The following is an 18,829-nucleotide window of genomic DNA, read 5'->3' as shown; positions in this document are numbered from 1 at the left end:
TCGGGCCATTGGACAGCGCGCGTCAATGCTTGACGCGCGCGTTTCCACTCGGTTTGGCCTTGCTGCGCACCGTGACACGCTGCGCACTCTTGCGCGCCTTCTTCGGTGCCAACGGACGCTCCAGCGCCAGGTCCAGGACTTCTTCGATGTACTTCACCGGCACGATCTTCAGATCGCGGGTGACGTTGGCCGGGATGTCGGCCAGGTCCTTGCGGTTCTCTTCCGGAATGATGACCGTGCGGATGCCGCCACGCAGTGCGGCCAGCAGCTTCTCCTTCAGGCCACCGATGGCAGTGACGCGACCACGCAGGGTGATCTCGCCGGTCATCGCCACGTCGGCGCGCACCGGCACCTTGGTCAGCATCGACACCAGCGAGGTGACCATCGCCGCGCCGGCACTCGGGCCATCCTTCGGCGTGGCGCCATCGGGCACGTGCAGGTGCACGTCGTGCTTCTGCAGGAAGTCGCTGTCGATGCCAAAGCCCACGGCGCGCGAACGCACCACCGACAGCGCGGCCGACGCCGATTCCTTCATCACGTTGCCGAGCTGGCCGGTCAGGATCAGCTGGCCCTTGCCCGGCACCAGGGTCGATTCGATCTGCAGCAGGTCGCCACCGACTTCGGTCCAGGCCAGGCCGGTGACCAGGCCGATTTCATTCTCTTCCTCGGCACGGCCGAAGTCGAAGCGACGCACGCCCAGGTACCTGTCCAGGTTCTTGCTGGACACATTGACCAGCGCCTTGGGCTTCTTCGCACCCTTCTTCGCCTTCACCGGCTGCGGGCCGGCCAGCGCGATCTCCTTCACCACCTTGCGGCAGATCTTGGCGATCTCGCGTTCCAGGTTGCGCACGCCCGATTCGCGCGTGTAGTAGCGCACGATGTCCTGGATGGCGTCACTGCCGATTTCCAGCTCTTCCGGCTGCAGGCCGTTGGCCTTGACCTGCTTCGGCACCAGGTAGCGGGTCGCGATGTTGAGCTTCTCGTCCTCGGTGTAGCCGGGGATGCGGATCACTTCCATGCGGTCCAGCAGCGGGCCGGGAATGTTGAGCGAGTTCGAGGTGGCCACGAACATCACTTCGGACAGGTCCAGGTCCACTTCCAGGTAGTGGTCGTTGAATGCGTTGTTCTGCTCCGGATCGAGCACTTCCAGCAGCGCCGAAGACGGATCGCCACGGAAGTCCATCGACATCTTGTCGATCTCGTCGAGCACGAACAGCGGGTTCTTGCTGCCGACCTTGTTGAGGTTCTGCACGATGCGGCCCGGCATGGAACCGACGTAGGTACGGCGGTGGCCACGGATTTCGGCCTCGTCGCGCACGCCGCCCAGCGACATGCGCACGAACTTGCGGTTGGTGGCCTTGGCAATCGACTGGCCCAGCGAGGTCTTGCCCACGCCCGGCGGCCCGACCAGGCACAGGATCGGGCCCTTCATCTGCTTCACGCGCGACTGCACCGCCAGGTATTCAAGAATGCGCTCCTTGACCTTCTCCAGGCCGTAGTGGTCGGCATCGAGCGTATCCTGCGCGACCTTCAGGTCCTTGCGCACCTTGCTGCGCTTCTTCCACGGCACGCCCAGCAGCCACTCCAGGTAGTTGCGCACGATGGCGGCTTCGGCCGACATCGGCGACATCTGCTTGAGCTTGTTCACTTCATTGCGCGCCTTGGCTTCAACCGCCTTCGGCATGCCGGCCTCGGCAATCTTGCGGGCCAGTTCTTCCAGCTCGCCCGGCGCGTCGTCCAGGTCACCCAGTTCCTTCTGGATGGCCTTCATCTGTTCGTTGAGGTAGTACTCGCGCTGGCTCTTCTCCATCTGCGACTTCACGCGGCCGCGGATGCGCTTCTCCATCTGCTGCACGTCGATCTCGCCGTCGACCAGCCCGACCAGCATCTCCAGGCGGTCACCGACGGCCAGCGTTTCCAGCAGGCGCTGCTTGTCGGCCAGGCGCACGCTGATGTGCGCAGCGATGGTGTCGGCCAGGCGCGCCGGCTCATCGATGCCCGACAGCGTCTGCAGCAGCTCCGGCGGCAGCTTGCGGTTGGTCTTCACGTACTGCTCGAACAGCGACATCAGCGAGCGGGCAATCGCCTCGACCTCGCGCGCCTCGCGCTCGTCGGTGGCGTCGATCTCCACGGCCTGGCCATGCAGCGAGCCGTCGCGCTCGTCGACGTGGGTGACCTGCACGCGCGACAGGCCTTCAACCAGCACCTTGATGGTGCCGTCGGGCAGCTTCAGCAGCTGCAGCACCTGCGCCAGCGTGCCAACCTGGTAGAGGTCGGCCGCATGCGGGTCGTCGGTCTCGGCCGACTTCTGCGCCAGCAGCAGGATGCGCTTGTCCGCCTCCATTGCCTGTTCGAGCGCGTGCATGGACTTGTCACGGCCGACGAACAGCGGGATGACCATGTGCGGGAACACCACTACGTCGCGCAGCGGCAGGACCGGCAGGTCGAGGGTTTCACTTGGGGAACGGGCCATGGGGGCTCCAGGGAAGGGGGAAAACCGCCTCCGGGAGGGCATCTTCCGGAGACAAAAAAAGCCGATGGCCCCGTTATGGGGTCATCGGCTTTCAGATGCAAGGCATTCCTTTAAAATCCTTTCCAATCAACAACCTGGAAGGATCACTCGGCGCCTGCGGCCTTCTGTTCAGGGGCGGCCGGGGTCTGGTAGATCAGGTACGGCTCGGACTTGTGCTCGATCACCGATTCGTCCACGACCACCTTGCTGACGTTCTCCTGCGACGGCAGGTCATACATGGTGTCCAGCAGGACCGATTCGACGATGGTGCGCAGGCCACGGGCGCCGGTCTTGCGCTTGAGCGCCTTCCTGGCGATGGCCGACAACGCGTCCGGACGGAACTCCAGCTCCACGTTTTCCATCTCGAACAGCTTCTTGAACTGCTTGGTGATGGCGTTCTTCGGCTCGGTCAGGATCTTGATCAGGGCCGGCTCGTCCAGCTCCTCCAGGGTCGCGACCACCGGCAGGCGGCCGACGAACTCGGGAATCAGGCCGAACTTGATCAGGTCTTCCGGCTCGACTTCCGCCAGCACCTTGCCCACTTCCTGCTTGCGCTCGCTGCTCTTCACCTTGGCACCGAAGCCGATGCTGCCGACGTCGGTGGAACGCGCCTGGATCACCTTGTCCAGCCCGGCGAACGCGCCGCCGCAGATGAACAGGATGTTCTTGGTGTCCACCTGCAGGAATTCCTGCTGCGGGTGCTTGCGGCCGCCCTGCGGCGGAACGCTGGCCACGGTACCTTCGATCAGCTTCAGCAGGGCCTGCTGCACGCCTTCGCCGGACACATCGCGGGTAATCGACGGGTTCTCGCTCTTGCGCGAGATCTTGTCGATTTCATCGATGTAGACGATGCCCTGCTGCGCCTTCTCGACGTCGTAGTCGCACTTCTGCAGCAGCTTCTGGATGATGTTCTCCACGTCCTCGCCCACGTAACCCGCTTCGGTCAGCGTGGTGGCGTCGGCCATGGTGAACGGCACGTTGAGCAGGCGGGCCAGGGTCTCGGCCAGCAGCGTCTTGCCCGAACCGGTCGGGCCGACCAGCAGGATGTTCGACTTCGCCAGTTCGACGTCGTCGTTCTTCTGCCGGCTCTCGATGCGCTTGTAGTGGTTGTACACGGCCACTGCCAGCGTGCGCTTGGCACGGTTCTGGCCGATCACGTACTGGTCGAGGACCTCGAGGATCTCGCGCGGCTTGGGCAGCGAACTGCGCGCCGACTGCGCCTTTTCCTCAAGTTCCTCACGGATGATGTCGTTGCACAGCTCCACGCACTCATCGCAGATGAACACGCTCGGACCCGCAATCAGCTTGCGCACTTCATGCTGGCTCTTGCCGCAGAAAGAGCAGTAGAGGATCTTGCCGGTGTCCGTGGAACGACCTTGGCGGTCTTCGCTCATGCTTCGCTTACCCAGTTACCCCACCCGCTGAACGGGGGTTCGATTCGAGAATAGCACAGGGCCGAGGGGACACCAGTCCCACCCGACCCTGCAGGAACGAGGCCTCCCTGGCCCCGTGAAGGCCGGTCAACCGGCCTGGATCGACTCATCCGGACGACGCTCCAGGACCTGGTCGACCAGACCGTAGGCCTGCGCCTCGAAGGCGCTCTTGAAGTTGTCGCGCTCGGTGTCACGGGCGATCGTCTCCAGCGACTGGCCGGTGTGCTTGGCCAGCACCTCGTTCAGGCGCGAACGCAGGGTCAGGATCTCGCGCGCGTGGATGTCGATGTCGGTGGCCTGGCCCTGGTAGCCACCCAGCGGCTGATGGATCATCACACGCGAGTTCGGCAGCGCATAGCGCTTGCCGGCTTCGCCCGCGGCCAGCAGCAGGGCGCCCATCGAGGCGGCCTGGCCGATGCAGGTGGTGCTCACATTCGGCTTGATGTACTGCATGGTGTCGTAGATCGCCATGCCGGCGGTGACCACGCCACCCGGCGAGTTGATGTAGATGTTAATGTCCTTTTCCGGGTTTTCCGATTCCAGGAACAGCAACTGCGCCACCACCACGTTGGCCATGTGATCGTCGATCGGGCCCACGAGGAAGATCAGGCGCTCCTTCAACAGGCGCGAATAGATGTCGTAGGCACGCTCGCCGCGGCTGGTCTGCTCGACCACCATCGGAACCAGGTTCAGGGCTTTGGTTCGGTTGTCCATTACGTGAGGTACCTATCTTGGGGGGCAACAACCCCGCGCCGGCAAAGGCGCGGGGCATCCGGTGATCCGCCCGGGCTTACTGGCGGATCGCGTCCTGGAACGACAGCTTCTCTTCGGTGTGCTGGGCACGCTCGGCGATCCAGTCGATCACCTGCTCTTCCATCACACGGTTCTGCAGGCCAGACATCAACTGGGGGTCGTTGCGGTACATCTCAATGACCTGCTCCGGCTCTTCGTAGGTCGAAGCGATCAGACGCATCGTTTCATTCAGGCGCTTGGCTTCCAGGCGCAGGTCGTTGATGCGGGCCACTTCACCGACCAGCAGGCCGACCAGCACGCGCTTGGCGGCAGCGTCCTTGAAGCCTTCGTGGGCATCGGCCGGGATCTCGCCGACGTTCTGGCCGTTACGGCGCAGCTGCTCGACCTGCTGGGCCAGCATGGCGCGGGCTTCGTTTTCGACCAGGCGCGGCGGCATTTCGACCGAGGAGTAGGCCGCGATCAGCTGCTCGCCCACTTCGCGGCGCAGGCGGTTCATCAACGCACCCTTCAGCTCGCGCTCCAGGTTGGCGCGGATGTCGCTGCGGAACTGCTCTACATCGCCGCCCTTCACGCCGAAGCTCTTGATGAAGGCTTCGTCGACCGCCGGCACGACCGGCTCGGAGACCTCGGTGACCTTGACGGTGACCTGCACGGTCTTGCCGGCCAGCACCGGCACGCGCCAGTCAGCCGGGAACTCGACGTCCAGGGTCTTCTCTTCGCCCTTGGCCAGGCCGACCAGGCCCTTCTCGATGGTGTCGAACATCATGCCCTGGCCGAGCACGATCGAACCCTTCTCGGTGCCCTCGGCCGGCAGGCGCTCTTCGCCGGCCTGCGACCAGGTTTCCACCGCGACCAGGTCACCGTCCTGCGCGCCACGGCTGACCGGGGCCCAGGTACGGCGCTGGTTCTGCAGGTTCTCGATCATCTGGTCGATGTCGGCGTCGGTGATCTCGGCGGTATGGCGCACGACGGTCAGCTTGCTGACGTCGATGTCGCCGAAGTCCGGCACCACTTCCACGGTGGCCACGAAGGAGAACTCACCCTCGTCGCCCTTGTCGATGCGCGGGCTGCCGACGATGCGCAGGTCGTGCTCGCGCACGGCCGCATCGAAGGTTTCGCGCAGCAGGCCGTCCAGCGCCTCGCCACGGACCTGCGCGCCGAAGCGCTGCTCGATCACCTTGGCCGGCACCTTGCCCGGACGGAAGCCCTTGATGCGGGTGGTACGGGCGATTTCGCCGAGGCGACCGACGATGTGGCTCTGCAGACGCTCTTCCGGCAGCGAGAAGCTCAGGCGGCGTTCCAGGTTGCCGGTGGATTCGATCGAAGCTTGCATGTTGACTCCTGCCACCGGTGGCCCAGGCCCCCGGCTCGATGATTGGGATGAAACGGTTGTAAGGACACGACGTCTGGGACGCGCCTGCTTGCCGCAGCCCTTTAGTTTCGCCCAATTCGGCTTGCACTGCCAGCGCGTGCCGGTCAAGGGGGCGCAGATGGCCCGATCAGGGCGGGGACAGGCCGGCACTGGTGCGAAAGGGGGGACTCGAACCCCCACGCCTTGCGGCACTGGAACCTAAATCCCGAAGCCCCTGCCGATTAGTGCTGACCACTCAACTACTTACAGCGTTCCAGTCTATCAGGTGACGCTTCGGGTGACATATAGGTGACGCCGGGTGCCGCGACAGGTGACACCAGGTGACGCCGAATAAAGTGGTCATCTTCGGCGGACCTCCTCCTAGGACAACCATTCAGAACTACTCATTGCTGTTCACCACCGAGGACTACTACAGTTCCACATAGGTCCACCCAGGACCAACAACCGAACCACTCAGGACCGTACCGGGCAGCCCCCGGTGCGGTCCTCCCGTTTTGACTTTTGCATCCCCCGAGGGCAAACGATGACGACTTGGCAAGAGAACGACCTGCACGCCGCCCAGCTCGAACTGGAGAAGGAAAGCACCAGCCTGGGCATTGCCCGCTACGAGAAGATCAGGGAGCAGCGCCAGGAGGCCGAGACCGGCCCCGGCCGCAAGCTGGTCATGGAGAGCATCGACGCCACCGCCGCCGCGATCATGGCGTTCGTGGCCGAAGCCGACACCGGCAAGCCGGGCAAGCGCCACGCCGCCCTCAAATTCATCCGCCACCTGAACCCCCACGCCCTCGCCTATCTGACCAGCTTCACCTGCGTCAACGCGCTGGTCGCCGATCACCGCAAGGCGGTGTCCGTGGCGATCACCCTGGGCCACGAGGTCGCCAACGAGATCAACTTCTCCCTGCTCCGCGAGAAGCACCCCGGCCTGTACCGGGTCGTCCAGGAGCAGCTCAAGAAGTCCACCTCGGCCCGGCACTCCACCGCCGTCATGCGGCACGTCATCGCCGACGCCGAGTTCGCCCCCGAGGACGACAAGCGCCTCTACCTGTCCGACAAGGACGCGCTGCTGGTGGGCATGAAGCTCATCGAGCTGTTCGTCGAGGCGACCGGGCTGGTCGAGCTGGTCACCGTCGCCGAGCGCGGCAAGCGCCACCTGCTCATCGCCGGGAATCAGAAGGTGCTCGACTGGCTGACCAAGGCCCACGACAGCGCCGCCCTGTACCAGCCGGTGCTGATGCCGATGGTCGTCCCGCCCCGTCCGTGGACCACGCCCCGCGACGGCGGCTACCTGACCGACATCGGCGGCCGGGCTGACCTCGTGCGTACCCGCAACCGCGCCTACAAGCGCGAGCTGGCGCTGGTCGATATGCCCAACGTCTACCAGGCCCTCAACGCCATCCAGGCAACCGCCTGGAAGGTGAACGTGCCCGTCCTAGAGGTCATGCGCGAGCTGTGGAACGCAGGCGGCGGTGTCGCCGGGCTGCCGGAGCGTGAACTGATGGACCTGCCGAGCCGCCCTGCCCTGCTGGAGACCGACCCGGACTACTTCAAGGAGCACCACGCCGACGAGTTCAAGGAATGGAAGCGCGACCGCGCCAAGGTCTACGAGGCCAACGCGCGCAGCGTGTCCACCCGCCTCGCCGCCGCGCAGAAGATCGCCTTGGCGGAGAAGTTCGCCGAGTACCCCGCGATCTACTTCCCTCACAACCTCGACTTCCGCGGCCGGTGCTACCCCCTGCCCCCGACGCTGACCCCGCAGGGTGATGATGCGGCCAAGGGCCTGCTGACGTTCGCCCAAGGCGTGCCGCTCGGCGAGGACGGTGCCTACTGGCTCGCCATCCACGTCGCCAACTGCTTCGGCGTGGACAAGGTGTCGTTCGAGGAGCGCGTGGCCTGGGTGCGCGAGCACGAGGAGCAGATTCTCGACAGCGCCCTCGATCCGCTGGACGGCCAACGCTTCTGGATGGACGCCGACAGCCCGTTCTGCGCGCTGGCAGCGTGCTTCGAGTGGCTCGGCTACAGCCTCAACGGCCGCGATCACGTCTCCCATCTGCCCATCGCACTCGACGGCTCCTGTAACGGCCTCCAGAACTTCTCGGCCATGCTCCGCGACTCCGTGGGCGGTGCAGCCACCAACCTGATCCCGCAGCCGAAGCCCGCCGACATCTATTCGCGCGTGAAAGACGTGGCCCAGGAGAAGCTGCGCGCCCGTGCCGAGAGCGGCGACCCGCTGGCGATCAAGCTGGACGGCCAGCTCACCCGCGACATCGTGAAGCAGCCGGTGATGACGCTGCCCTACGGCGTCACGAAGTCGGGCATGCGCGCCCAGGTGCTCTCCAAGTTCAAGAAGCTGGGCATGGAGGACGATTGGGAGACCGCCGAGTACCTGGCGACCCTGCTGTGGGAGTGCATCGGCGAGGTCGTGATCGCAGCCCGCGCGGCGATGGACTGGCTGCGTGACGCCTCCAAGGTCGCCTCGTCGGCCGACCTGCCGGTGAGCTGGACGACCCCCGCTGGCTTCCCGGTCCTCCAGGAGTACCGCGAGGAGGAAGGCGTCCGCATCCGGCCGCACGTCGGAGGCCGCGAGGTGAATTTAGTGGTCAACATCGGCGGTACTAAGCTCGACCGTCGCAGGCAGACCCTCGGGATCAGTCCGAACTTCGTCCACTCCTGCGACGCCAGCCACATGATGCTGACCACCTGCCTCGCGGCAGAGAACGGCATCGAGTCGTTCGCCATGATCCACGACTCCTACGGTACGCACGCGGGCCAGGCAGCAATCCTCGCCGCCGCACTCCGGCAGGCGTTCGTCGATCAATACAGCGGCGACGTACTGGCCGACTTCCGACAGCAACTCGTCGAGCAGCTCCCGCCAGAAGCGGCAGAGAAACTCCCACCCCTCCCGCCGCATGGCGACCTGGACCTCAGCCTGGTGCTGGAGTCGCGCTATTTCTTTGCCTAGTCCATCCCCCTTTGGCAATTGATACCCCAAGCGAGAACATCAACATGAGCATCAACTACCAGCACGCACTGAACACCTACGTTGCCCAGGACCACTTCGGTGTGGTCCTCGGCATCTACAACCCGGCCGAACACGGCACGGTCGAGGAGTTCAAGCACCGCATGACGGAGCTGCACGCAGGTGCGTGATCGCGTCATCGACGGACTGCACTCACGTTCTGCCGAGAGCGCCGCACGCGGCGCTTTCGTAGTGATCGACAGCGTGCAGTCCCTCGGCCACCCGGCCGATCAGGTGATCGGCTTGGCGTGCGCCTTCAAGAACTTCTGCGAAGTGCTCGGCCTCGATCCGATGGAAGTGCTGCGGGTCGTCTCGCGCATGGAGCAGGACTGCCGCTACCGGCAGGTCAACACCCTCAACGCCGTGCGCCGCTACGCGGAGCGCGAGCTGAAACCGCACTACCCGTGATGCGTGACCCGATCACCGACGCCTTCATCGACGAGGCGCTCATCGGCTTCGACATCGACGAAGCCTTCGGCATTTCCGCCGACACCCCGTTGACCGCCGCCGCTGACCTGTGGCGCGCGGGCATCTATCTCCCGACCAACTACGAGACCGACAACTGATGGCAACCAAGAAGCGCGAACGATTCGTCTCCCCCAAGGGCACCGCCGTGTGGCCGCGCCTGAACGAACCGGACACCAAGTTCAAGCCGGAAGGCGAATACACCGTGAGCCTGGCGTTCGACCCGAACGACAAGGACTTCAAGGCGCTGGCGAAGAAGCTGGAAACCCGGCGCGACGAGCTGTTCCAGGAGTTCCTGAGCGAGAACCCGAAGAAGAAGAAGGGTGCCGAAGTGGCCCCGGTGTTCACCGAAGAAACCGACGAGAACGGCGATGACACCGGCCGCGTGCTGGTGAAGTTCAAGATGAAGGCCAGCGGCGTCAGCAAGCGCACCGGCAAGAAGTTCACCATGCGCCCGGACATCTTCGACGCCCGCGGCAAGAAGATCGACAACCCGCCGCAGATCGGCGGCGGCAGCGAACTCAAGGTCTCCTACGAGATCGGCGGCTCGTTCGTCGAATCGGCCAAGAAGTTCTACCTGACCTGCTACATGGTCGCCGTCCAGGTGATCGAGCTGGTCGAGTTCGGCCAGCGCAACGCCAAGGACTACGGCTTCGGCGAGGAGGACGGCTACGAGGCCGCCGACAGCGCGCCGTTCAGCGACAGCGATGACGACTCGGACGACGACAGCGACTCCGACGACGAGGGCGATGACGGCGACTACTGATCCGCTGTCGGTCATCGTGAACACCGCGAGGGGGGCCAAGCATTTGGCCTCCCTCACGTTCCCGTTTGACCCGGTGCCCGCCTCGCGCCCGAAGGTTTCGCGCTGGGGCGTCTACTACGGCAAGACCTACAAGACCTGGAAGGAAGCCGCAGAGAAGCATCTGCCAGCCGGTGATCTGGACCTGTCGCCGACCGATCCGGTTTTAGTGGTCATCATCGCGGTATGCAAACGCGCCAAGACCTCGAAGGCCGCGTTTCCCAAGGGCGACGTGGACAACCTCGCCAAGGGGCCGATGGACGTTGTGACCAAAGCCACCGGCTATTGGGCCGACGACAAGCAAGTCATGTGGCTGCTCTCCGGTAAGCGCTGGGCGCAGCCGGACGAAGAACCACGCACCGAAGTCCACCTCTACAAACTCTAAGTGCGCCTCAAACCTCTGGAATCGGTAGAGGCGCTGTTCGTCCTCGCCAGCATGACCCGCCCCGAGCAGGTCACGACCGGCGAAGAACTCGCACGCCTGCACCGCTCGCAGGGCTACTCGAAGATCGCCGTCCACTTCGTCATCGAACGTGACGGCTCGATCTACGACGGTCGCCCGCTGAATCAGCCCGGCGCTCTCGCCGGTAAGCACAACCAATCCGCATACCAAGTCTGCCTCCTGGGCGGCGTCAACGACGCCATGCAGCCCGAGGACAACTTCACCGAAGCCCAACACGCCGCGCTGCGACGCCTGCTCGCCGCCTACGGCAAGCCCGTCGTGTGGGCACCTGACTTCCCTCGATAGGAGAACCCAACGTGAAACCGCTGCCCCCGCAAACCCAGGTCGTCCTGGATCACCTGCGTCGCCACTCGCACCTGACCTCGTGGCAGGCCGAAGGCGTCTACCGCATCCGCCGCCTCGCCTCGCGCGTCGATGAGCTGCGCGCTGCTGGCTTCGAGATCGAAACGCAGACCTGCGAGGACGCCTCGGGGCAGCGGTACACGCGCTATCGCCTGTCGCGCCGTCAGCGCCGCAGCAAGGCTCCGCTCCTGGAAGCGCGCCGCGCTCCGAAGCAGTACCGCGTCGATGCGCTGCTCCAGCTGTATCGCAACTACTGCACCGACGAGCTGGGCCTCGACGCCAACGATGCGACCGAAGAAGTCGCCGCATTCACCAAGTTCCTGCTGGAGAAGAACGCATGACCAACACCGCTACCACCGTCATTCCGTCCGCGATGCGCCTGGCTTTCGAGCGCGCATGGGCGCGCGCCGACAAGCCGTTCCGCGGCCTGGGCCGCACCGTCAAGGGTGCGCTGAATCGTCGCCTCGGCATTTCCTACCGCAAGCGCATGTGGTCCGTGGAGCGTGCAAAGCGCTGACTCCGAATACCTCCACAAAGAGCCGTGCCCGAACTGCGGCAGCAAGGACAACCTTGCGCGCTACAGCGACGGGCACGGCTACTGCTTCGGCTGCGGTCACTACGAGCCAGCCGAAGGCGAGGAGGTCTCTCAACCCACCAGCAGGAAAACCATGAGCGACTTTGCGAAGGGTGAACCGCAAGCCCTGGCGAAGCGCGGTATCACTGAGGAAGCATGCCGTAAGTACGGCTACTGGATCGGCAAGGACAAGCACGGCAAGACCGTGCAGATCGCCAACTACAAGCGCGATGGCGGCATCGTCGCGCAGAAGCTCCGCTACCCCGACAAGAAGTTCTCATTCATCGGCGACTCGAAGGCGTGCGGGCTGTTCGGCCAGCACCTCTACGAACCGGGGCGACGCCTCGTCATCACCGAAGGCGAGATCGACGCGCTCTCCGTGGCGCAGGCACTCGGCCTCCGCTGGCCGGTGGTGTCCGTTCCGAACGGAGCGCAAGGCGCGGCCAAGTCCATCAAGCGCGAGCTGGAGTGGGTCAACGGCTTCGACGAGGTTGTGCTCATGTTCGACATGGACGAACCGGGCCAAGCCGCCGCGCAGGAAGTGGCGCTGCTGCTGACTCCCGGCAAGGCCAAGATCGCACAGCTCCCGGCGAAAGACCCGAACGAGCTGCTCCAGCGTGGCGATGCCGAGGCGATCACCCGCGCCATCTACGAAGCGCAGACCAAGCGCCCCGATGGAGTGGTGACGTTCGGCTCCCTCAAGGAGAAGGCACTCAAGCCGGTCTCGATGGGCATGCCTTGGCACGACCCGCGCCTCACCGCGCTGACCTACGGCAAGCGGTACGGCGAGGTCTACACCTTCGGCGCGGGCACCGGCATCGGCAAGACCGACTGGCTGATGGAGGAAGCAGCCTTCATCGCGCAGGAAACCGGCGACCGCGTTGGCCTGTTCTTCCTGGAGCAGCAGCCGGTCGAGACGGCGAAGCGCATGGCAGGCAAGGTTGCTGGCCGCCGCTTCCACGTCCCCGATGGGAGCTGGACGCAGGAGGAGCTGGAAGCCGCGTTCGAGATTCTCGACAAGGGCCAGGTGTTCATCTACGACCACTTCGGCTCGTCCGAGTGGGACGTGATCGAAGCCAAGATGGCCCACATGGTCGTCGCCGAGGGCGTCAAGCACATCGTCCTCGACAACCTCACGTCGTTTGCAGCCGGTGCCGAGGACGAGCGGAAGATGCTGGAGGACACGATGGCGAAGATCGCGCAGTTCGCGCAGCGCCACCTCATCTGCATCTACCTGGTCTCGCACCTCGCCACGCCGGAAGGCAAGCCACACGAGGAAGGCGGGCGCGTGATGCTCCGCCACTTCAAGGGCAGCCGCGCGATTGGCTTCTGGACGCACTTCGCGTTCGGCCTGGAGCGCAACACGCAGGCCGAGAACGAGGCCGAGCGCAACTGCACGACCTTCCGCGTCCTAAAGGATCGCTTCACCGGCCAGTCGAACGGCCAGGTTCTCTACTACAGCTACGACCACGCATCCGGCCGCCTGCTCAATGCAGATGCTCCGGGCGAATACGGCGACTTCGCCGACGAGTCATCCGATGTATCCACCTCCGACTACTGACGGCCGCTCGGTCGTCGGCTTCATCCCAGCTGATGCGCCGCTCTCCTTCGCTGAGAGCCTCGTTCTCCCCTACCAACTCCCGCGCTCCGACCAAGCCTGCCGTGTCATGTACGGCAAGCCTGGGCGGCGCGTGGTCATCCACATCAAAGCCGAGGAACTACCCCAATGAAAGAGATCGTCGCCATCGCAATCGACCTGCTGACCGCTCCGTTCCGCAAGGACACCGTGACCGACGTGGTGAAGGTGCTGGAGGGCCAGGTGGACAAGCTGTTCAAGATCAGCGCCGACCGCATCGCCACCGCATCGACGCTGCGCGACAAGGCCGATGTCCTGCACTCGCAGGCCGACGAGCACGAGGAAGAAGCCGAGCGCGCCCTGCGCGTCGCCGAGCGCTTCACCAACCTGATCCGCTAAGGGACCAACCATGACTGCCGAGCAACACGCTCGGTCCCTGTTCGACGTGTTGCCGGCCGAAGTCCGCCACCTGGTGATCCTGGGTGGCGGAAGCCTGCGCGCGTTCTACGACGGGACCGAAATCAAGGACATCGACTGCTTCTTCGTGTCACTGGCGAGCTACACCTACGTGGCCGCGTACCTGAGCGGCCGTAACGACTGGACCAGCGAGGCCGCTCCGAACGGCATCCGCAACTTCCGCTCGCCCGAGGGTCACCTCGTGAGCCTGATCGGCTTCGAGTTCGGTACGCCGCACGAGCACTGCGCCCGGTTCGATCTGCGGTGCTGCGCCCACGTCGCCATCTACGAACCCAGCACCGACGAGGTGGTGGTCGTATCCCTCGAAGGCGCGGTTGCCGACGCATCGGAGAAGCTGCTGTTCGTGCTGAACAACAACGGCACCGAGCGCACCATCCGCCGCATCACGCACTACGTCGAGGATTACGGCTACACGCTGCATCCCGACCAGCCCGAGCAGGACGAACTGTTCGAGGACGACGACTTCCCCGGCCACGCGCCGCAGGGCGTCCACACGCCGCCGAAGGCCCCCGAGCCGGAGTACATCCTCCGCGCCCGCCGCCGCGTCCGCGCAATCCCCGTAACCAACCACGGCTACCCGTAAGGAGGACCGCCGTTGATCCTCGTATTCGACTGCGAGACCAATGGCCTCCTCGACGAACTTGACACGATCCACTGCATTTCCCTCCAAGAGGTAGATGAGACCGGCGCACCGCGCGGTCCCATCCTGTCCGCCAACGATCACGGCACGGGCGAAATGACAGTCCGTCAGGCCGTCGAGAGGCTCAAGAAGGCCAAGCGCGTTGTCGGCCACAACATCGCCGGATTCGACATTCCGGCTATCGCCAAGGTGTTCCCGGACTTCAAGGTCCAGGCGTACTTCGACACGTTGCTGATGTCCACGCTGGTCTACCCGGACCTCAAGGACCGCGACTTCAAGGCCCGCAAGAAGCAGGGAGCGAACCCGGTGTTGCCGGGCAAGCTGATCGGCCGCCACGCCCTCGAAGCGTGGGGCTACCGCCTCGGTCGCTGGAAAGGCGACTACGCGGCGCAGATGGCCGCACGCGGCCTCGATCCCTGGGCACAGTGGTCTCAGGAAATGGACGACTACTGCGACCAGGACGTTGCGGTCACGCAAGCGCTGTTCGCGTTGCTGATGAGCAAGGGCCTCCCTACCGAGGCCATCGAGCTGGAGCAGGCCGTCGCGCCGATCCTCTCGCGTCAGCAGCGCTACGGCTACCTGTTCGATCAGGAGAAGGCGCGTGAGCTGGAGTGCATCCTCGTGTCCCGGCGCACTGCGCTGGAGGCCGAGCTGCGCAAGGTCATTCCGCCGTGGAAGGTGGTGAAGCGCAAGTTCGTACCGAAGCGCGACGACAAGCGCCGCGGTTACGTCAAGGGCGTGGAGGTCACGACCTACAAGGACGTGGTGTTCAACCCGGCAAGCCGCCAGCACATTGCTGACCGCTTGACTGCAATGTACGGCTGGCAGCCCCAGGAGTTCACCGAGAAGGGCCAGCCGAAGATCGACGAAGAAGTCCTGGGCGCGCTCAAGTTCCCGATCATCCCGCTCCTGCTGGAGCACTTCATCGTCAACAAGCGCCTCGGCCAGCTCGCCGAAGGCGACGAGGCGTGGCTCAAGGCCATCAAGAAGGACGGCCGCATCCACGGCAGCGTGAATCAGAACGCAGCGGGGACCGGCCGCATGACGCACTCGAAGCCGAACATCGCTCAGGTGCCGAAGGTCCAGCACTCGAAGGAGAAGGGAATCCTCAAGGGCCAGGAAGGCGGCTACGGATTCGAGTGCCGCTCGTTGTTCTGCGTCCCAACAGGGAAGCTCCAGGTCGGCGCGGACGCCTCGGGATTGGAGCTGCGCTGCCTGGCGCACTTCATGGCAAAGCACGACGGCGGCGAGTACGCCAAGGTCATCCTCGAAGGCGACATCCACTCCGTCAACCAATCGGCGGCAGGACTGCCAACCCGCGACAACGCCAAGACCTTCATCTACGCCTTCCTCTATGGGGCAGGCGACGCGAAGCTCGGCTCCATCGTTGGCAAGGGTCGCCAGGCCGGGGCGAAGCTCCGCTCGAAGTTCCTGGCCGGGCTGCCTGCGCTGGAGAAGCTGGTACGCGGGGTCAAGAAGCGCGCGGCCGAGAAGGGATACCTGATCGGTCTCGACGGCCGGAAGCTGCACATCCGCAGCGACCACGCCGCGCTCAATACCCTGCTCCAGTCGGCCGGTGCGCTGGTGATGAAGAAAGCCCTGGTGATCCTCGACGCCGACCTGCAAGCCGCAGGGTTGGTGCCGGGCGTCCACTACGAGTTCCTCGCCAACGTCCATGACGAGTGGCAAATCGAAGTGGACGAGGACAAGGCCGAGTTCGTGGGCAAGACCGCCCAGGCTGCCATCCGCAAGGCTGGCGATTACTTCGGCTTCCGCTGTCCGCTCGATGGCGAGTTCAAGATCGGAAGGAATTGGGCCGAGACGCACTGACCCGCGGCAAGCGGGACATTGCACTCGCCCTGGTGCGCCAAGCGAAACGCCGGGCAGCTAGGAAGGGACTGCCGTTCGACCTCACGTCGGACGACATCGTGGTCCCCGACTTCTGCCCGGCACTGGGCATCCCGCTGTACCGCGCTGTCGGGCGCAAGGCCCAAGGCCCCAACTCACCCACGCTCGACCGCATCGAACCTGACCTCGGCTACGTCCGGGGCAACGTGCGCGTGATCTCCGCACGCGCGAATCAGATCAAGTCCGACGCGACTCCCTCGGAGCTTCTGCGAGTCGCCTGTTACGTCCAAGAGAACCGATGAACCCAACCAACATCCTGCGCGCCCTCGCGGCGCTGCTGGTCGTTGCCGCGCTCGCGGCAGGCGGCTTCGCAGCCTGGAAGTACACCGCAATGGCCCAGCGCGTGACGGAGCTGGAGGAGTCGGCAAAGGAACTGGCCGACCTCAAGCAGACCGTCGAGACCCTCAACCGCGAAGCCGTGCGCCGCTCTGCCTTCGATGCAGCGCTGCGGAACGCCCGCGCCACCACCAACCGCTCTGTGGAGATTGCAGCAAATGCTGACCCGGAAACTGGCGATTACCTGTCTCGCCGCATTCCTGACGAGCTGCGCCGCGCACACCTCGAAAGTCGTGCCGGAGCAGTTCCTCCAGCCGACCGTCATTGAGGGCACGCACTCCTCACTCGACGCCGTGATGGCTGACCCGACCACCACCACCTACGACCTCTACCGCTTCGGCGGCAACGCCGAGGACGGCCTCCAGCGTTGCAACGCCGACAAGGCGAGCGCCCTGGAAGTCCTCAAGGAATCGAACCGATGAACGAGAACCGGCTTCGCGTGCATTTCATTGGCGGCCCCGCTGACGGCGATGTCCGCGTGATCGATCCGTGTACCACCTACCGCGTGGCTGTGCTCGAACACCAGCCCGAGGTTCATGCCTACAACGCCAAGTGCCCGTGCTGCACCGAGCGCATGCTGCGCCCCGTGGAGTGGAGCACCGCGACCTACTTCATCCGCCGCGTTAGCGAGAAGTGCTGGGTCGCCGTACACGAGAGCATGGTATGAAGCGCGCTCTCCTGATCCTGGCGCTGTGTGCTGGCCTCGCTGCGTGCGATATGAAGCCCTGGCCGCCGAGTGCGGACTATGGCTCGTGCCTGAAAGGGCACAGCGAGAACTCCTACATCATCATGTGGCAGTCGATGTGTACGGGGAACTCCTGCACGCAGATTCCGTACACCATCCCGACCACCGACTTCGTGTGCGACGAGCACGAGTACCCGCTCGGCGACGGCCCGGAGTACCAGGCCGGAATGAAGCGCTACGCCGCCGAGCTACAGGCGTGGTATGAGCGCCACCCGGAGAAGCGGCCATGACTTCCTACGTCACCTATCGGCCACCGCAGGCGGCCGGTTCCTGGGTCATTGGCGGCAACTTCTTCGTGCAGGTCCGGGAGCGTCCGAACTGGCTGCACCGCTGGTTCGCGCTGGCGTTCCTGGGATGGCAGTGGGTGGACGCATGAACAAGCGCGGCCCCCTGCTACTGATCGACGCCGATGTGCTGCGCTACCAGCTCGCGTTCTCGAACACCGCGAACATCGACTGGAACGGCGACGGCAACAAGGTCGAAGCGATCCAGCCCGAGCGCGCGAAGGCGAAGCTGGAGGACTACATCGACGAGATCGTCGAGAAGTTCGGCGCGCGTGATTACCTGCTGGCCCTGTCCTGCAAGAAGCACAACTTCCGCAAGGACATCGACCCAACCTACAAGCTCAACCGTGCCAGCAAGGACAAGCCTGCCCTGTGGTACGTGCTCGACGAGTTCGTCTACGACGAGTTCGGCGACAAGATCGTGGAGATCGAGAACCTGGAAGGTGACGACGTGCTGGGGCTGCTGGCCTCGCACCCGAATCCGAAGCGCGCGCCAGGCAGCCGCATCGTCGTGTCCATCGACAAGGACATGCAGACGATCCCCGGCATCCGTCTCTACAACCCCAACCGTCCCGACGTGGGCGTCCGGCCGATCTCGGCTCACGACGCTGACCTGTTCTGGATGAAGCAGGTGCTCACGGGCGACCAGGTGGATAACTACCCCGGCTTCCCCGGCATCGGCCACAAGGGCGCGGACGAGCTGCTCATGCCCATCCACGAGGCGTACCGCGATGCGTCCGTCGAGGAGCACCTCGGCGCGCTGTGGAACACCGTCGTCACCACCTACACCACCCGCATCCCCCGCGGCGGCACCGAGCCGCTGTCGAAGCACGATGCGATCCGCCAAGCACGCCTCGCGCGAATCCTGCGCTACGGCGACTACAACCCCAAGACCAAGGAAGTGAAGCTGTGGAAACCCTGATCCTGTTCATCACCATCGTCGCCGTGCTGGCCGTGCTGTTCGCCTTCGTCGCCTACGGCGCTGCCTGGCTGTGGTGGCGCAGCCTCAACACCCTCGAACGCACCCTGTACCGCTCGGCTGGCAGCGTCAAGCTGTGGCCGGCCGCTGTCGGCGTTGCTGGCGCGGCTTGGCTGATCGCCCGGTGTTTCGCCTGACGACAACCAAGCCAC

25 protein-coding genes are annotated in these 18,829 nt (G+C 64.7%); 21 read left to right on the top strand and 4 right to left on the bottom strand.

Annotation, left to right across the window (positions count from 1 at the left end; translation table 11 throughout):
• Window positions 1–22: 22 nt before the first annotated feature.
• From lon to tig, 4 genes are all read right to left on the bottom strand, one after another.
• A complete protein-coding gene (gene lon / locus ACM0PK_RS02480; protein WP_414607771.1) occupies window positions 23–2,473 on the bottom strand; it encodes an endopeptidase La in 2,451 nt (816 codons plus the stop codon).
• Between the two features lie 143 nt (window positions 2,474–2,616).
• On the bottom strand, window positions 2,617–3,906 hold the full coding sequence (gene clpX / locus ACM0PK_RS02475) for an ATP-dependent Clp protease ATP-binding subunit ClpX (protein WP_004154600.1): 1,290 nt from the start codon (window positions 3,904–3,906) through the stop codon (window positions 2,617–2,619).
• Between the two features lie 126 nt (window positions 3,907–4,032).
• The gene (gene clpP / locus ACM0PK_RS02470; protein ID WP_004146318.1) at window positions 4,033–4,659 is read right to left on the bottom strand and encodes an ATP-dependent Clp endopeptidase proteolytic subunit ClpP; all 627 of its coding nucleotides are present in this window, start codon (window positions 4,657–4,659) and stop codon (window positions 4,033–4,035) included.
• A gap of 76 nt (window positions 4,660–4,735) precedes the next feature.
• Window positions 4,736–6,031, bottom strand: a complete 1,296-nt coding sequence (gene tig / locus ACM0PK_RS02465) for a trigger factor (protein ID WP_005415468.1) — start codon at window positions 6,029–6,031, stop codon at window positions 4,736–4,738.
• 562 nt (window positions 6,032–6,593) lie between these two features.
• Between tig and ACM0PK_RS02460 the strand changes: the two genes are divergently transcribed.
• The 21 genes from ACM0PK_RS02460 to ACM0PK_RS02360 all read left to right on the top strand — a co-directional run bounded on the left by ACM0PK_RS02460 (window position 6,594) and on the right by ACM0PK_RS02360 (window position 18,814).
• Complete coding sequence (locus tag ACM0PK_RS02460) at window positions 6,594–9,029, top strand: DNA-directed RNA polymerase (protein ID WP_005412423.1); 2,436 nt, start codon at window positions 6,594–6,596, stop codon at window positions 9,027–9,029.
• Between the two features lie 44 nt (window positions 9,030–9,073).
• Window positions 9,074–9,217 carry a hypothetical protein gene (locus ACM0PK_RS02455; RefSeq protein ID WP_005412422.1) on the top strand — a complete coding sequence of 48 codons (144 nt, stop codon included), beginning with the start codon at window positions 9,074–9,076 and terminating at the stop codon, window positions 9,215–9,217.
• Window positions 9,210–9,494 carry a hypothetical protein gene (locus ACM0PK_RS02450; protein ID WP_005412421.1) on the top strand — a complete coding sequence of 95 codons (285 nt, stop codon included), beginning with the start codon at window positions 9,210–9,212 and terminating at the stop codon, window positions 9,492–9,494. The genes ACM0PK_RS02455 and ACM0PK_RS02450 overlap by 8 nt, the downstream gene beginning before the upstream one ends.
• Window positions 9,494–9,652 (top strand): hypothetical protein, encoded by a 159-nt coding sequence (locus ACM0PK_RS02445; protein WP_154267700.1) that lies wholly within the window; start codon window positions 9,494–9,496, stop codon window positions 9,650–9,652. The genes ACM0PK_RS02450 and ACM0PK_RS02445 overlap by 1 nt, the downstream gene beginning before the upstream one ends.
• Window positions 9,652–10,317, top strand: coding sequence for a hypothetical protein (locus tag ACM0PK_RS02440; protein WP_004154595.1), 666 nt, complete (start codon window positions 9,652–9,654; stop codon window positions 10,315–10,317). Before ACM0PK_RS02445 ends, ACM0PK_RS02440 begins: the two co-directional genes overlap by 1 nt.
• Window positions 10,301–10,738 carry a RusA family crossover junction endodeoxyribonuclease gene (locus ACM0PK_RS02435; protein ID WP_157178715.1) on the top strand — a complete coding sequence of 146 codons (438 nt, stop codon included), beginning with the start codon at window positions 10,301–10,303 and terminating at the stop codon, window positions 10,736–10,738. Before ACM0PK_RS02440 ends, ACM0PK_RS02435 begins: the two co-directional genes overlap by 17 nt.
• Window positions 10,739–11,101, top strand: a complete 363-nt coding sequence (locus ACM0PK_RS02430; RefSeq protein ID WP_004154593.1) for an N-acetylmuramoyl-L-alanine amidase — start codon at window positions 10,739–10,741, stop codon at window positions 11,099–11,101. It begins immediately after the preceding gene.
• A gap of 11 nt (window positions 11,102–11,112) precedes the next feature.
• Entirely contained in the window at window positions 11,113–11,499 is a 387-nt protein-coding gene (locus ACM0PK_RS02425) for a helix-turn-helix domain-containing protein (protein ID WP_004154592.1), read from the top strand.
• Window positions 11,496–11,675 carry a hypothetical protein gene (locus ACM0PK_RS02420; protein ID WP_004154591.1) on the top strand — a complete coding sequence of 60 codons (180 nt, stop codon included), beginning with the start codon at window positions 11,496–11,498 and terminating at the stop codon, window positions 11,673–11,675. Before ACM0PK_RS02425 ends, ACM0PK_RS02420 begins: the two co-directional genes overlap by 4 nt.
• Window positions 11,662–13,293 (top strand): toprim domain-containing protein, encoded by a 1,632-nt coding sequence (locus ACM0PK_RS02415; RefSeq protein ID WP_004154589.1) that lies wholly within the window; start codon window positions 11,662–11,664, stop codon window positions 13,291–13,293. The genes ACM0PK_RS02420 and ACM0PK_RS02415 overlap by 14 nt, the downstream gene beginning before the upstream one ends.
• A gap of 165 nt (window positions 13,294–13,458) precedes the next feature.
• Window positions 13,459–13,707, top strand: a complete 249-nt coding sequence (locus tag ACM0PK_RS02410) for a hypothetical protein (protein ID WP_005412417.1) — start codon at window positions 13,459–13,461, stop codon at window positions 13,705–13,707.
• 10 nt (window positions 13,708–13,717) lie between these two features.
• Complete coding sequence (locus ACM0PK_RS02405) at window positions 13,718–14,368, top strand: Gabija anti-defense Gad2 family protein (protein WP_005412416.1); 651 nt, start codon at window positions 13,718–13,720, stop codon at window positions 14,366–14,368.
• A gap of 12 nt (window positions 14,369–14,380) precedes the next feature.
• Complete coding sequence (locus ACM0PK_RS02400) at window positions 14,381–16,255, top strand: DNA polymerase (RefSeq protein ID WP_414607770.1); 1,875 nt, start codon at window positions 14,381–14,383, stop codon at window positions 16,253–16,255.
• Entirely contained in the window at window positions 16,237–16,575 is a 339-nt protein-coding gene (locus ACM0PK_RS02395) for a hypothetical protein (protein ID WP_050483582.1), read from the top strand. The genes ACM0PK_RS02400 and ACM0PK_RS02395 overlap by 19 nt, the downstream gene beginning before the upstream one ends.
• Window positions 16,572–16,937: a hypothetical protein gene (locus tag ACM0PK_RS02390; protein ID WP_005412414.1), complete on the top strand. Its 366-nt coding sequence runs from the start codon at window positions 16,572–16,574 to the stop codon at window positions 16,935–16,937. The genes ACM0PK_RS02395 and ACM0PK_RS02390 overlap by 4 nt, the downstream gene beginning before the upstream one ends.
• Before the next feature lie 28 nt (window positions 16,938–16,965).
• A complete protein-coding gene (locus ACM0PK_RS02385; RefSeq protein ID WP_005412413.1) occupies window positions 16,966–17,091 on the top strand; it encodes a hypothetical protein in 126 nt (41 codons plus the stop codon).
• Window positions 17,088–17,336: a hypothetical protein gene (locus ACM0PK_RS02380; protein ID WP_005412412.1), complete on the top strand. Its 249-nt coding sequence runs from the start codon at window positions 17,088–17,090 to the stop codon at window positions 17,334–17,336. Before ACM0PK_RS02385 ends, ACM0PK_RS02380 begins: the two co-directional genes overlap by 4 nt.
• Entirely contained in the window at window positions 17,333–17,644 is a 312-nt protein-coding gene (locus tag ACM0PK_RS02375; protein ID WP_043033722.1) for a hypothetical protein, read from the top strand. The genes ACM0PK_RS02380 and ACM0PK_RS02375 overlap by 4 nt, the downstream gene beginning before the upstream one ends.
• Complete coding sequence (locus ACM0PK_RS02370) at window positions 17,641–17,790, top strand: hypothetical protein (RefSeq protein ID WP_005412410.1); 150 nt, start codon at window positions 17,641–17,643, stop codon at window positions 17,788–17,790. The genes ACM0PK_RS02375 and ACM0PK_RS02370 overlap by 4 nt, the downstream gene beginning before the upstream one ends.
• Window positions 17,787–18,620: a hypothetical protein gene (locus tag ACM0PK_RS02365; protein ID WP_004154583.1), complete on the top strand. Its 834-nt coding sequence runs from the start codon at window positions 17,787–17,789 to the stop codon at window positions 18,618–18,620. The genes ACM0PK_RS02370 and ACM0PK_RS02365 overlap by 4 nt, the downstream gene beginning before the upstream one ends.
• Window positions 18,608–18,814, top strand: coding sequence for a hypothetical protein (locus ACM0PK_RS02360; RefSeq protein WP_005412408.1), 207 nt, complete (start codon window positions 18,608–18,610; stop codon window positions 18,812–18,814). Before ACM0PK_RS02365 ends, ACM0PK_RS02360 begins: the two co-directional genes overlap by 13 nt.
• Window positions 18,815–18,829 lie beyond the last annotated feature (15 nt).

This window comes from Stenotrophomonas sp. FR010, from assembly GCF_047520755.2.
In the GTDB taxonomy this organism is placed as follows: domain Bacteria; phylum Pseudomonadota; class Gammaproteobacteria; order Xanthomonadales; family Xanthomonadaceae; genus Stenotrophomonas; species Stenotrophomonas sepilia.
The sequence above is the reverse complement of the archived record's forward strand: the minus strand, read 5'-3'. Positions and strand labels throughout refer to the sequence as shown.